11 protein-coding genes are annotated in these 13,418 nt (G+C 54.2%); 10 read left to right on the top strand and 1 reads right to left on the bottom strand.

Annotated features, from left to right (window positions below; all coding sequences use genetic code 11):
* Nucleotides 1-243: 243 nt before the first annotated feature.
* From rodZ to ACJ9N4_RS07355, 9 genes are all read left to right on the top strand, one after another.
* Complete coding sequence (gene rodZ / locus ACJ9N4_RS07395; RefSeq protein ID WP_411500373.1) at nucleotides 244-1,251, top strand: cytoskeleton protein RodZ; 1,008 nt, start codon at nucleotides 244-246, stop codon at nucleotides 1,249-1,251.
* A 26-nt stretch (nucleotides 1,252-1,277) separates the two neighbouring features.
* Complete coding sequence (gene ispG, locus ACJ9N4_RS07390; protein ID WP_411500372.1) at nucleotides 1,278-2,396, top strand: flavodoxin-dependent (E)-4-hydroxy-3-methylbut-2-enyl-diphosphate synthase; 1,119 nt, start codon at nucleotides 1,278-1,280, stop codon at nucleotides 2,394-2,396.
* 80 nt (nucleotides 2,397-2,476) lie between these two features.
* Nucleotides 2,477-3,751, top strand: coding sequence for a histidine--tRNA ligase (hisS, locus tag ACJ9N4_RS07385; RefSeq protein WP_182272279.1), 1,275 nt, complete (start codon nucleotides 2,477-2,479; stop codon nucleotides 3,749-3,751).
* A 13-nt stretch (nucleotides 3,752-3,764) separates the two neighbouring features.
* Nucleotides 3,765-4,385, top strand: a complete 621-nt coding sequence (locus tag ACJ9N4_RS07380; protein ID WP_395122326.1) for a YfgM family protein — start codon at nucleotides 3,765-3,767, stop codon at nucleotides 4,383-4,385.
* Between the two features lie 10 nt (nucleotides 4,386-4,395).
* Nucleotides 4,396-5,574, top strand: a complete 1,179-nt coding sequence (bamB, locus tag ACJ9N4_RS07375; RefSeq protein WP_182918777.1) for an outer membrane protein assembly factor BamB — start codon at nucleotides 4,396-4,398, stop codon at nucleotides 5,572-5,574.
* A 112-nt stretch (nucleotides 5,575-5,686) separates the two neighbouring features.
* Nucleotides 5,687-7,162: a ribosome biogenesis GTPase Der gene (gene der / locus ACJ9N4_RS07370; RefSeq protein ID WP_182274556.1), complete on the top strand. Its 1,476-nt coding sequence runs from the start codon at nucleotides 5,687-5,689 to the stop codon at nucleotides 7,160-7,162.
* Nucleotides 7,163-7,463: 301 nt separating this feature from the next.
* The gene (locus tag ACJ9N4_RS07365; RefSeq protein WP_182272276.1) at nucleotides 7,464-9,005 is read left to right on the top strand and encodes a peptide MFS transporter; all 1,542 of its coding nucleotides are present in this window, start codon (nucleotides 7,464-7,466) and stop codon (nucleotides 9,003-9,005) included.
* 63 nt (nucleotides 9,006-9,068) lie between these two features.
* Nucleotides 9,069-10,103, top strand: a complete 1,035-nt coding sequence (locus tag ACJ9N4_RS07360; RefSeq protein WP_411500371.1) for a Gfo/Idh/MocA family oxidoreductase — start codon at nucleotides 9,069-9,071, stop codon at nucleotides 10,101-10,103.
* Nucleotides 10,104-10,155: 52 nt separating this feature from the next.
* Entirely contained in the window at nucleotides 10,156-10,371 is a 216-nt protein-coding gene (locus ACJ9N4_RS07355; RefSeq protein ID WP_182272274.1) for a zinc ribbon domain-containing protein, read from the top strand.
* Here the strand turns inward: ACJ9N4_RS07355 and xseA are convergent.
* Nucleotides 10,368-11,741 carry an exodeoxyribonuclease VII large subunit gene (gene xseA, locus ACJ9N4_RS07350; RefSeq protein ID WP_411500370.1) on the bottom strand — a complete coding sequence of 458 codons (1,374 nt, stop codon included), beginning with the start codon at nucleotides 11,739-11,741 and terminating at the stop codon, nucleotides 10,368-10,370. The genes ACJ9N4_RS07355 and xseA overlap by 4 nt on opposite strands.
* Nucleotides 11,742-11,900: 159 nt before the next feature.
* On the opposite strand from xseA, the gene guaB reads away from it, so the two are divergent.
* Nucleotides 11,901-13,367 (top strand): IMP dehydrogenase, encoded by a 1,467-nt coding sequence (guaB, locus tag ACJ9N4_RS07345; protein ID WP_182272272.1) that lies wholly within the window; start codon nucleotides 11,901-11,903, stop codon nucleotides 13,365-13,367.
* Nucleotides 13,368-13,418: the final 51 nt, after the last annotated feature.

Raw genomic sequence — 13,418 nt, 5'->3', positions numbered from 1 at the left:
GAATATTCAGTCATATTAATGATGACTGAATAATAATTACGGTGCGTTTCATACGACTTTCGGGCAGTATGTAACGTCGTAACAACAGTTTAGCTTCGTGGGCAGGGCTGCACTGTCATCTACGGGCTGACAGTCTTATACTGTCTGTTCAAGGTTAACTGACCAGAAGTTTCGCGGTGCGGGTGGCATTGTGACTCACCGGCACCTGGACCCTTATTTTTCACGTACCAGTAGTTGTAGCGAATGAATACTGAAGCCACTCACGACCAACATGAAGCACTCTCCACTGGCGTTCGTCTTCGCAACGCCCGTGAACAACTCGGACTCAGCCAACAAGCCGTTGCAGAACGCTTGTGTCTGAAGGTTTCCACGGTTCGCGATATTGAAGAAGATAAGGCACCTGCCGATCTGGCTTCAACATTCTTGCGTGGTTATATCCGCTCTTACGCAAAACTGGTGCATATCCCCGAAAACGAATTACTGCCAATGATGGAGAAGCAGGCACCTGTACGTGCAGCAAAAGTTGCGCCGATGCAGACCTTCTCTCTGGGGAAACGTCGTAAAAAACGTGATGGTTGGCTGATGAGCTTTACCTGGCTGGTGCTGTTTGTGGTTATCGGTCTGACGGGGGCATGGTGGTGGCAAAACCACAAAGCGCAGCAGGAAGAGATCACCACAATGGCCGATCAGTCCTCCGCTGAGCTTAACCAGGCCGGCAATGGTAATGCGCAAAGTGTACCGCTCAGCACTGACGGCGCGGCAAGCTCCAGCGAACCGCAAACGGCGGCAACGGATGTTCCTGCAACCGACGCTGCGCAGACGCCAGCGGCAACGGCGGACACGCAAGCACCTCAGGCTCAGGATCAAAACGCAGTTGTTGCCCCTTCTCAGGCTAATGTGGATGCGGCTCCTGCCGCTACTGCGCCAGCGAATAACACCGCAGCGTCACTGCCTACTGGCCAGGCTGGCACGATGACTCCTGCAGCCGATCCAAACGCGCTGGTGATGAACTTCAGCGCCGACTGTTGGCTGGAAGTGACTGATGCAACCGGTAAAAAACTTTTCAGCGGCTTACAGCGTAAAGATGGCACGTTAAACCTGACGGGTCAGGCTCCGTATAAGCTCAAGATTGGCGCTCCTTCAGCGGTACAGATCCAGTACCAGGGCAAACCTGTCGATCTGAGCCGCTTTATCAGAACTAACCAGGTTGCGCGTCTTACCGTTAATGCCGAACAATCAGCAGCACAGTAACAGACGGGCAACGCGGGAGATTTTTCATGCATAACCAGGCTCCGATTCAACGTAGAAAATCGAAACGGATTTACGTTGGGAATGTGCCAATCGGCGATGGGGCACCTATCGCCGTTCAGTCAATGACCAACACGCGCACCACGGATGTGGAAGCAACGGTCAACCAAATCAAAGCATTAGAGCGTGTAGGTGCGGATATTGTCCGCGTCTCTGTGCCGACAATGGATGCCGCTGAGGCGTTCAAACTGATCAAGCAGCAGGTGAACGTCCCGCTGGTTGCAGATATCCACTTTGACTACCGCATTGCACTGAAAGTGGCCGAGTATGGCGTGGATTGCCTGCGCATCAACCCGGGCAACATCGGTAGCGAAGAGCGTATCCGTACGGTTGTGGATTGCGCGCGCGACAAAAACATTCCAATTCGTATCGGCGTGAATGCCGGTTCTCTGGAAAAAGATCTGCAGGAAAAATACGGTGAGCCAACACCACAGGCACTGCTCGAATCCGCTATGCGCCATGTTGATCACCTGGATCGTCTTAACTTCGAACAGTTCAAAGTTAGCGTAAAAGCGTCCGATGTATTCCTGGCGGTAGAGTCTTATCGTCTGCTGGCAAAGCAGATCGATCAGCCTCTGCATCTTGGGATCACCGAAGCTGGCGGCCTGCGTAGCGGTTCCGTTAAATCGGCAATCGGTCTTGGTTTGCTGCTTTCCGAAGGGATCGGCGACACCCTGCGTGTTTCGCTGGCAGCCGATCCAGTTGAAGAGATCAAAGTTGGTTTCGATATTCTGAAATCACTGCGTATCCGTGCGCGTGGGATCAACTTCATTGCCTGCCCAACCTGTTCACGTCAGGAGTTTGACGTGATCGGTACCGTGAATGCTCTGGAGCAACGCCTGGAAGACATCATCACCCCAATGGACGTCTCCATTATTGGTTGTGTGGTGAACGGCCCGGGTGAAGCACTGGTGTCAACGCTGGGCGTCACCGGCGGCAACAAGAAAAGTGGTCTCTATGAAGATGGCGTTCGCAGAGATCGTCTGGATAATAGTGACATGATCGACCAGCTTGAAGCCCGCATTCGCGCCAAAGCGACGATGTTGGATGAAGCGCAGCGTATCAGCGTTCAGCAGGTTGAAAAATAACGTGATGGGAAGCCGCTCGCTTCCCATGTATGATTGAACCCATTCTTTGGGTTTTTTTTGTATATAGAAAGAGAATAAACGTGGCAAAAAACATTCAAGCCATCCGCGGCATGAACGATTATCTGCCTGGCGAAACCGCCATCTGGCAGCGCATTGAAGGCACACTGAAACAGGTGCTCGGCAGCTACGGTTACAGCGAAATCCGTTTGCCGATTGTAGAGCAGACCCCGTTATTCAAACGCGCGATCGGCGAAGTGACCGACGTGGTTGAAAAAGAGATGTATACCTTTGAGGACCGCAACGGCGACAGCCTGACTCTGCGTCCGGAAGGTACGGCGGGCTGCGTACGCGCCGGCATCGAACATGGTCTCCTGTACAATCAGGAGCAGCGCCTGTGGTATATCGGTCCGATGTTCCGCCACGAACGTCCGCAGAAAGGGCGTTATCGCCAGTTCAACCAACTGGGCGTGGAAGTCTTTGGTCTGCAAGGCCCGGACATTGACGCCGAGCTGATTATGCTGACGGCTCGCTGGTGGCGTGCGCTGGGGATCTCTGAGCACGTTTCGCTGGAACTGAACTCTATTGGTTCGCTGGAAGCGCGTGCTAACTACCGTGATGCGCTGGTCGCGTTCCTGGAACAGCACAAAGAGAAGCTGGACGAAGACTGCAAACGCCGTATGTACAGCAACCCGCTGCGCGTTCTTGATTCCAAAAACCCTGACGTACAGGCGCTGCTGAATGATGCTCCTGCGCTGGGTGACTACCTGGATGACGAGTCTCGTGAACACTTTACGGGTCTGTGCAAACTGCTTGAAGCTGCGGGCATTGCCTATACCGTGAACCAGCGCCTGGTGCGCGGTCTGGACTACTACAACCGTACTGTGTTCGAGTGGGTAACCTCAAGCCTGGGTTCTCAGGGGACGGTTTGTGCGGGTGGTCGTTATGATGGCCTGGTTGAACAGCTTGGTGGTCGTGCAGCTCCGGCTGTCGGCTTTGCGATGGGTCTTGAGCGACTTGTTTTGCTGGTTCAGGCAGTTAATCCGGAATTTAAAGCAGATTCCGTTGTCGATATATACCTGGTGGCTTCAGGTGCGGATACGCAGTCTGCGGCGATGCAGCTTGCAGAACGCGTGCGTGACGCACTACCAGACGCTAAGCTGATGACCAACCACGGCGGCGGCAACTTCAAAAAACAGTTTGCTCGTGCCGATAAGTGGGGCGCAAGTATTGCACTGGTGCTGGGTGAGTCCGAAGTGGCTAACGGCGAAGTGGTAGTGAAAGACCTGCGCTCTGGTGAGCAAACAACGGTAACGCAGGACGGCGTTGCGGCGCACTTGCGCTCTTTGACTTTCTAAGGAGAAGGACTGCGTGGAAATTTACGAGAACGAACACGACCAGGTTGATGCGATAAAACGCTTCTTTGCTGAAAATGGCAAGGCTCTGGTTGTTGGGGTTATTTTAGGTGTAGGTGCGCTGGTAGGCTGGCGTTACTGGAATAATCATCAGGCCGATTCTGCGCGCGGCGCGTCTCTGGCGTATGAAAATACCGTCAGCGCTATTCGTGCCGACGCGCCACAGACGTTGACGGCAGCAGAGAAATTTGCGGCTGACAATAAAAACACTTATGGTGCGCTGGCCGCACTGGAAGTTGCGCAGCAATTTGTTGATAAGAACGAGCTGGAAAAAGCGGCGGCACAGCTGTCGCAGGGGCTTACGGCTGCCAGCGATGAAAACCTGAAAGCGGTTATTAATCTGCGCCTGGCACGTATCCAGGTTCAGCTGAAAAAGGCCGATGATGCGCTGAAAACGCTCGATACCATCAAAGGCGAAGGCTTTGCAGCCATTGTTGCCGATCTCCGTGGTGAAGCGCTGCTGAGCAAAGGTGACAAAGAAGGTGCGCGTAAAGCGTGGCAAGCTGGCGTAGAGAGCAAGGCTTCACCTGCGCTGAGCGAAATGATGCAGATGAAAATAAATAATTTGTCCGTCTGAGAGGGACCCGATGCAATTGCGTAAATTACTTCTGCCAGGACTGCTTTCTGTTACGTTATTGAGTGGCTGTTCACTGTTCAGTGGCGAAGAAGATGTTGTCAAAATGTCCCCGCTGCCGACTGTTGAAAACCAGTTTACCCCGTCAACCGCGTGGAGTACCTCCGTGGGGGATGGAATTGGTGAGTTCTATTCCAACCTGCATCCGGCATTTGCTGACAGCGTTGTCTATGCGGCTGACCGCAAAGGCACCGTGAAAGCGGTTAACGCTGATGACGGGAAGGAAGTATGGTCCGTTAACCTGGCGGAAAAAGATGGCTGGTTCTCCCGTAAACCTGCGCTGCTCTCTGGCGGCCTGACCGTTGCCGGTGGTCATGTGTATGTGGGAAGCGAAAAGGCACAGGTCTATGCACTGAACACCAGTGATGGTTCTGTGGCCTGGCAAACGACGGTTGCTGGTGAATCTCTGTCTCGTCCGGTAGTGAGCGATGGCCTGGTTCTGATTCACACCAGCAACGGCCAGCTGCAGGCGCTGAACGAAGCAGATGGTCTGGTGAAATGGACCGTTAACCTGGATATACCTGCGCTCTCCTTGCGCGGTGAATCCGCGCCGGCTACCGCGTTTGGTGCTGCCATTGTTGGCGGCGACAACGGTCGTGTGAGCGCAGTGTTGATGCAACAAGGTCAGATGATTTGGCAGCAACGTATCTCCCAGGCGACCGGTACAACCGAAATTGACCGCCTGAGTGACGTCGACACAACGCCAGTTATCGTTAACGGTGTGGTTTACGCTCTGGCGTATAACGGTAACCTGACCGCGCTGGATCTGCGCAGTGGCCAGATCATGTGGAAACGTGAGTTGGGCTCAGTGAATGATTTCGTCGTTGATGGCAACCGTATCTATATGGTTGATCAGAACGACCGCCTGCTGGCGCTGAACACCGAAGGCGGCGTAACGCTGTGGACGCAGAGCGATCTGCTGCACCGTCTGCTGACCGCGCCGGTCATGTACAACGGTAGCCTGGTGGTAGGTGATAGCGAAGGTTACATGCACTGGGTTGATCCGGAAACGGGTCGCTTCACTGCTCAGCAAAAAGTCGACAGCTCAGGCTTCCTGACGGAGCCGGTTGTAGCGGATGGTAAGCTGCTGATCCAGGCAAAAGACGGCACGCTGTACGCGATCACGCGCTAATTACCCGGCTGTTGTAGTATACTAAACGGCTCCTGTTCACTCAGGAGCCGTTTTGACATTTTTAAAAACGCCGCGAAAGCGACGTGATTTTGAATTTTATGAGGCTTCAAACATGGTACCTGTGGTCGCGCTTGTCGGGCGCCCTAACGTTGGAAAATCCACTCTTTTTAACCGTTTAACACGCACCCGTGATGCGCTGGTTGCGGATTTCCCGGGGCTGACGCGTGACCGTAAGTACGGTCGTGCAGAGGTGGAAGGACGCGAGTTCATCTGTATCGATACCGGCGGTATTGACGGGACAGAAGATGGCGTTGAGACCCGCATGGCGGAGCAGTCTCTGCTGGCGATTGAAGAAGCAGACGTGGTTCTGTTTATGGTGGATGCCCGTGCGGGCCTGATGCCAGCGGACTCCGCGATTGCTAAACATCTGCGCTCACGTGAAAAGCCAACCTTCCTGGTGGCGAACAAAACTGACGGCATCGATGCCGATCAGGCGGTTGCTGATTTCTGGTCTTTAGGCCTGGGCGATATCTATCCTATCGCGGCATCTCATGGTCGTGGTGTGACCAGCCTGCTCGAAACCGTTCTGCTGCCGTGGGTTGACGAAGTGAACCCGCCGGAAGAAGTGGACGAAGACGCTGAATACTGGGCGCAGTTCGAAGACGGTGAAGAAGGCGAAGAAGAAGAGCCTGAAGAGGCATTCAACCCGCAGGATCTGCCAATTAAACTGGCGATTGTGGGCCGTCCAAACGTAGGTAAGTCTACGCTTACTAACCGCATTCTCGGTGAAGAACGTGTCGTTGTATACGATATGCCTGGCACCACCCGTGACAGCATCTACATCCCGATGGAGCGCGATGAGCGTGAGTATGTACTCATCGACACCGCGGGTGTGCGTAAGCGCGGAAAAATCACCGATGTGGTAGAAAAATTCTCCGTAATCAAAACGCTGCAGGCGATTGAAGATGCCAACGTAGTGTTGCTGGTTATCGACGCACGTGAAGGTATTTCCGATCAGGATCTGTCGCTGCTCGGCTTTATCCTCAATAGTGGGCGCTCACTGGTTATCGTGGTCAACAAATGGGATGGCCTGAGCAATGAAGTGAGAGAGCAGGTGAAAGAGACCCTGGACTTCCGTCTGGGCTTTATCGACTTTGCTCGTGTGCACTTTATCTCTGCACTGCACGGTAGTGGTGTGGGTAACCTGTTCGATTCCGTACGTGAAGCGTATGACAGCTCCACCCGTCGTCAGAGCACCGCGATGCTGACCCGTATCATGAATATGGCAGCAGAAGACCATCAGCCACCGCTGGTGCGTGGCCGTCGCGTGAAGCTGAAATATGCCCACGCCGGTGGTTATAACCCACCGATTGTGGTGATCCACGGTAATCAGGTGAAAGACCTGCCGGACTCTTATAAACGCTATCTGATGAACTACTTCCGTAAATCGCTGGACGTGATGGGCACACCTATCCGTATCCAGTTCAAGGAAGGGGATAACCCGTTTGCTAACAAGCGTAACACTCTGACGCCAAACCAGATGCGTAAGCGTAAGCGTTTGATTAAACACATTAAGAAAAGCAAATAAGCACTGCCGATCTCACTAAAACCCGCGCCTGTCGCGGGTTTTTTTTCGCTCATTCTTACCGCCCGTTTTCCCGGTGTGATGTCAATCGCTATTCATTTTTAACCATGTTTAAATCTAAGAAAGTAGACAATTGTCGAATTTTCATCTTAAAGTCCAGGGTTGGGTACTAGACAAAACTGGTGCCAGGTTATCAAATAGTTAAATAATTTTTCGCCGCCTGTAAAAAATCGGCCAGATACGTAACTGGCCGGCGTACATTGCGGTGCTTACCAGCACGACGACATACCTTTTCGGGAGAATTATGCAATCCTCTGTTAATCAAAAAGAAAGCCGAACGTTCTTCGGCCATCCGTATCCGCTTGGCTCGTTGTTCTTCACTGAGATGTGGGAGCGTTTCTCGTTTTACGGCATTCGCCCGCTGCTGATCCTGTTTATGGCTGCCACCGTTTATGACGGCGGGATGGGGCTGGCGCGTGAAAATGCCTCGGCGATTGTCGGGATCTTTGCCGGTACCATGTACCTGGCTGCACTGCCGGGTGGCTGGCTGGCGGATAACTGGCTGGGTCAGCAGAGAGCCGTCTGGTACGGTTCGATTCTGATCGCACTCGGTCATTTGTCGATTGCGCTCTCGGCCATTATGGGTGACAACCTGTTCTTTATCGGCCTGATGTTTATTGTGATTGGCTCCGGCCTGTTCAAGACCTGTATCTCGGTCATGGTCGGGACGTTGTATAAAAAAGGTGATGCGCGTCGTGACGGCGGTTTCTCGCTGTTCTACATGGGCATCAACATGGGATCGTTCATCGCGCCGCTTATCTCCGGCTGGTTGATTAAATCCCACGGCTGGCACTGGGGCTTTGGTATCGGCGGCATCGGGATGCTGGTGGCGTTGATCATCTTCCGCGTGTTTGCCGTTCCGGCGATGAAACGCTATGACAGCGAAGTCGGTCTGGATTCCACCTGGAACAGCCCGGTGGTGAAGCGCAATGGCGTGGGAACCTGGCTGCTGGCGCTGGCAGCAGGTGTTGCGGTTATCGTTACGCTGATTGCACAGGGCGTGATTGTGATTAGGCCGGTCGCGATTGCCAGCATGCTGGTGTACGTGATCGCGGTGTCCGTTGCCCTCTACTTTGTTTATCTGTTCGTCTTTGCCGGCCTGACCCGTAAAGAGCGTGCCAGACTGCTGGTCTGCTTTATCCTGCTGGTTTCCGCTGCGTTCTTCTGGTCTGCGTTTGAGCAAAAGCCAACGTCATTTAACCTGTTCGCTAACGACTACACTAATCGCATGATCGGTGGTTTTGAAATTCCGGCCGTGTGGTTCCAGTCGGTCAACGCGTTGTTCATTATCCTGCTGGCACCGGTGTTTAGCTGGGCATGGCCGAAGCTTGCCAGCATGGACATTCGTCCGGGCAGCATCACCAAGTTTGTTATCGGTATTCTCTGCGCTGCGGCGGGCTTTGGCCTGATGATGCTGGCGGCGCAGAACGTGCTGAACAACGGTGGCGCAGGCGTTTCTCCGTTCTGGCTGGTGGGCAGCATCCTGATGCTGACGCTTGGCGAGCTGTGCCTGAGCCCGATTGGTCTGGCGACCATGACGCTGCTGGCTCCGGAAAGAATGCGTGGGCAGATGATGGGGCTGTGGTTCTGTGCGAGTGCGCTGGGTAACCTGGCGGCGGGTCTGATTGGTGGTCACGTGAAGGCAGACCAGCTTGATATGCTGCCGGATCTCTTCGCTCGCTGCTCCATTGCACTGGTTATCTGTGCCGCGGTACTGATCGTCCTCATTGTTCCGGTTCGTCGTATGCTGGAAAATGTGCAGACTAAACCGGCTACTAGCGCCTGATAACACCTCGAGGTTGCCGGGGCAGGCGTTACGCCCCGGCAATTTACTCAACGAGGTAAGAACATGCTGTTAGGGTTTGTTGGTCTTGGTGCAGTGGTTGAAACGGCTTACCTGCCCGCAATACGAAATCTCTTTGATGAATCTCCGCGCTGTTCAGGTTTTGATGTTCAGCCCGTCAAACAGCCTGAAGGTGTAACCCGTTGTGCATCACTCGCTGAACTGCTCTCCCAACCTCTTGATACTCTGTTTATTACCACCGCCTCCCTGAACCATCTTGAGGTGCTTGAGCAGGCAATTGCCTCACCCGTGTCGCGTATTGTGGTCGAAAAACCGATTGTCGCCACGCTTCCCCAGATTGAAAAACTCAAATCATTGCTGGAACTGCCCGGCGTCGCGTCCCGCGTGCTGGCGCTCGATCACTGGATGGCGCGTCTCGAAACGGTGAAGCAGGCGCTGGTCAGTACGTTTTCTGATGTCGTCAGAATTGAAGGTTTTCTGCAGGAGCCGAGCGGCTATAACCCCGCAGGGGAACCCATTGCGCTCAACTTTGCTACCGGTGAACCGGACACGCGTACACTGCATCACCCCGATGGCGTTATTCTGGATATCGGGACTCATGTGCTGGCGATGCTGCGTGAAACGGTACGTTATCTGGGCGGGCGTGATGAAATGGCGTTACGGGTGGTAACGGCCAAAGATCGGCTGGGACGCGATATTATAAAAGGCGATCTGACCACGGCTGAAGGTGAGGCGCATCTTCAGGGGCACATTAGCGGCGTGCCGGTGGATATCTGGCTCAACAAATATGCAGGCCCCGCCGGTGGGCAAAAAGGGCTGCGGCTGTATTTGCGTGACGGGCGGATTATCAGCCACGATCGGCGCGGCGCAGAAGATGTGCTGGAGCGTATTGATGGCGATGATATTCAGCACTGGCACATTCCCGGCACGATTTACGAACACTGTCTGGCTGAGCATATTCTGGGTGAGTACAGTTTGTTTGAACGCGATCCGCAAGAGGTGAGCCGTACGACACAGCGCAGGCTTGAGGAAGTCGAACTGTTGTTGACTCTACAGCAACAGTTGCGTGGTCCACACTGAGCGCATCGTGGTAAAATCCACTCAAACTTGAATGTCTTTTAAAGGAGTCACCATGTCCATTACCTGCCCGGAGTGTCATGCCGAACTGGAGCCACAAAACGGTGTGGCGCACTGCGATAACTGCAATAAAGATATTCAGCTGGAAGCCCGCTGCCCGGAGTGCCATAAGCCTCTCCAGGTATTAAAAGCCTGTGGTGCGGTGGATTACTTCTGTCAGAATGGCCACGGGTTGATCTCTAAAAAGCGCGTGGAGTTTGTGCCGGTTTAATCCGGTTTTTTCTTCCGCGTTTTCTTCGCTGCGGTCACACCTTTCACTTCGCTTTCCACCCAGCCGTCTGACAGGCGGGTGGTGAGCATATCACCGGCTTTCACCTGCTTAGTTTGCTTCAGCACTTTGCCATCCGTCGCGGTGGTCACGCTGTATCCGCGTGCCAGCGTGGAGAGAGGACTGACGGCTTCCAGATGGGTCACCGCATTACCGAAACGCTCGCGGGAGCGACTCAGACGGGTTCGCAGGTTCTCTGCCAGACGATACTCCAGCTGTTGAATACGCGTTTGCGCCCGGTAAATCTTCGGCTGTGGGTTTTGCTGGTTCAAACGCTGGATGATGCGCTGCTGGCGCGACACTGCACGCCTGAGCTGATTATCCAGTGCGGTGTTCATTCGCTGACGCAGGCGATCCAGCACGGTTTGCTGTCGCGCCAGGCGTAACTGAGGATGTTGTTGTTGCAGGCGATGATGAAGCTGGGTAAAGCGACGGGTACGGTTGGCAAGGAAATAGTCCATCGCCATCTCCAGACGCTGCTGGCCGTTCTGAAGCTGACGCAGCAGCTCCAGCTGATTACGGCTCACCACTTCCGCCGCTGCAGATGGCGTAGGGGCGCGTAAATCTGCGACAAAGTCGGCGATGGTGACATCCGTTTCGTGCCCCACGGCGCTTACAACGGGGATAAGGCTGGCGAAAATAGCCCGCGCCACGCGCTCGTCGTTAAAGCTCCACAAATCTTCCAGCGAACCACCGCCACGCCCAACGATTAACACGTCGCACTCCTGACGCGCATTCGCCAGTTCAATCGCGTGGACAATCTGCCCTGGCGCGTCGTCACCCTGCACGGCGGTCGGGTAGATGATAACGGGCAGGGAAGGGTCACGACGCTTGAGCACATGCAAAATATCGTGCAGGGCTGCACCGGTTTTTGAGGTGATCACCCCAACGCAGTGGGCAGGTGAGGGCAGCGGTTTTTTGAACTGTTGATCGAATAAACCCTCTTCCGAGAGCTTTGCTTTCAGCTGTTCGTATTTTTGCTGCAACAGACCTTCACCCGCAGGCTGCATGCTTTCGACGATGATTTGGTACTCACCGCGCGGTTCATACAGGGTGATATTGGCGCGAACCAGAACTTGCTGGCCATGCTGAGGACGAAACGTCACGCGGCGGTTACTGTTGCGGAACATTGCACAGCGTACCTGAGCGGTATCGTCTTTGAGCGTAAAGTACCAGTGGCCGGATGACGGCTGCGTGAAGTTAGAGATTTCACCGCTGATCCAGACTTGCCCCATTTCCTGCTCAAGCAGTAAACGAACCGTTTGATTAAGGCGGCTAACAGTAAAAATTGAGGGGGTTTGAGAGGATAACATGTGAGCGGGATCAAATTCTAAATCAGCAAGTTATTCAGTCGATAGTAACCTGCTGAGAGGGGAGTGCAAGTTTTTTTTATAAAAAAGTGTGGATGCAATCGGTTACGCTCTGTATAATGCCACGGCAATATTTAACCACCCAGGTCAGAGATATTGCCCATGCTACGTATCGCTAAAGAAGCCCTGACGTTTGACGACGTCCTCCTTGTTCCCGCTCACTCCACCGTTCTGCCGAATACTGCCGATCTCAGCACGCAGTTGACCAAAACCATTCGCCTGAACATTCCTATGCTCTCTGCGGCAATGGACACCGTGACTGAAGCGCGCCTGGCAATCGCCCTGGCACAGGAAGGTGGCATTGGCTTTATTCACAAAAACATGTCTATTGAGCGTCAGGCGGAAGAAGTTCGCCGCGTGAAGAAACATGAATCCGGGATCGTGTCTGACCCACAGACCGTTCTGCCAACCACAACCCTGCACGAAGTGAAAGCCCTGACCGAACGTAACGGTTTTGCCGGTTACCCGGTCGTGACTGAAGCTAACGAACTGGTCGGTATTATCACCGGCCGTGACGTGCGTTTCGTCACCGACCTGAACCAGCCTGTCAGCGTTTACATGACGCCGAAAGAGCGTCTGGTGACCGTTCGTGAAGGCGAATCCCGTGACGTTGTGTTCGCGAAGATGCACGAAAAACGCGTTGAGAAAGCGCTGGTTGTGGATGCAAACTTCCACCTGCGCGGCATGATCACCGTTAAAGATTTCCAGAAAGCAGAACGTAAACCTAACGCCTGTAAAGACGAGCATGGCCGTCTGCGCGTGGGCGCTGCGGTGGGTGCTGGTGCGGGCAATGAAGAGCGTGTTGACGCGCTGGTTGCTGCTGGCGTTGACGTACTGCTGATTGACTCCTCCCACGGCCACTCCGAAGGCGTTCTGCAACGTATTCGTGACACCCGTGCGAAATACCCTAATCTGCAGATCATCGGCGGTAACGTCGCGACTGGTGCAGGCGCTCGCGCCCTGGCTGACGCGGGTTGCAGCGCGGTGAAGGTGGGTATCGGCCCTGGCTCCATCTGTACTACCCGTATCGTCACCGGTGTGGGCGTTCCACAGATCACCGCCGTGTCTGACGCGGTTGAAGCACTGGAAGGTACCGGGATCCCGGTTATCGCTGACGGCGGTATTCGTTTCTCTGGTGACATCGCTAAAGCCATTGCGGCCGGTGCGGCTGCAGTGATGGTTGGCTCCATGCTGGCCGGTACTGAAGAATCTCCGGGTGAAATCGAGCTGTATCAGGGGCGTTCTTACAAATCTTACCGTGGCATGGGCTCCCTGGGCGCGATGTCCAAAGGTTCCTCTGACCGTTACTTCCAGACCGACAACGCAGCGGACAAACTGGTACCGGAAGGTATCGAAGGTCGCGTTGCCTATAAAGGCCGTCTGAAAGAGATCATTCACCAGCAGATGGGCGGCCTGCGTTCCTGTATGGGTCTGACCGGCTGTGGTACCATCGACCTGCTGCGTACTAAAGCGGAATTCGTACGTATCAGCGGTGCGGGTATCCAGGAAAGCCACGTTCACGACGTGACGATCACCAAAGAGTCCCCGAACTACCGTCTGGGCTCCTGATTTTCTTCGCCCGACTTCGCGTCGGGCGATTTATTTAATCTGTTTCACTTG

Source organism: Enterobacter sp. LM3 (assembly GCF_046622475.1).
GTDB classification, from domain to species: domain Bacteria; phylum Pseudomonadota; class Gammaproteobacteria; order Enterobacterales; family Enterobacteriaceae; genus Enterobacter; species Enterobacter cloacae_P.
This window is presented reverse-complemented; position numbering and strand designations above follow the sequence as displayed.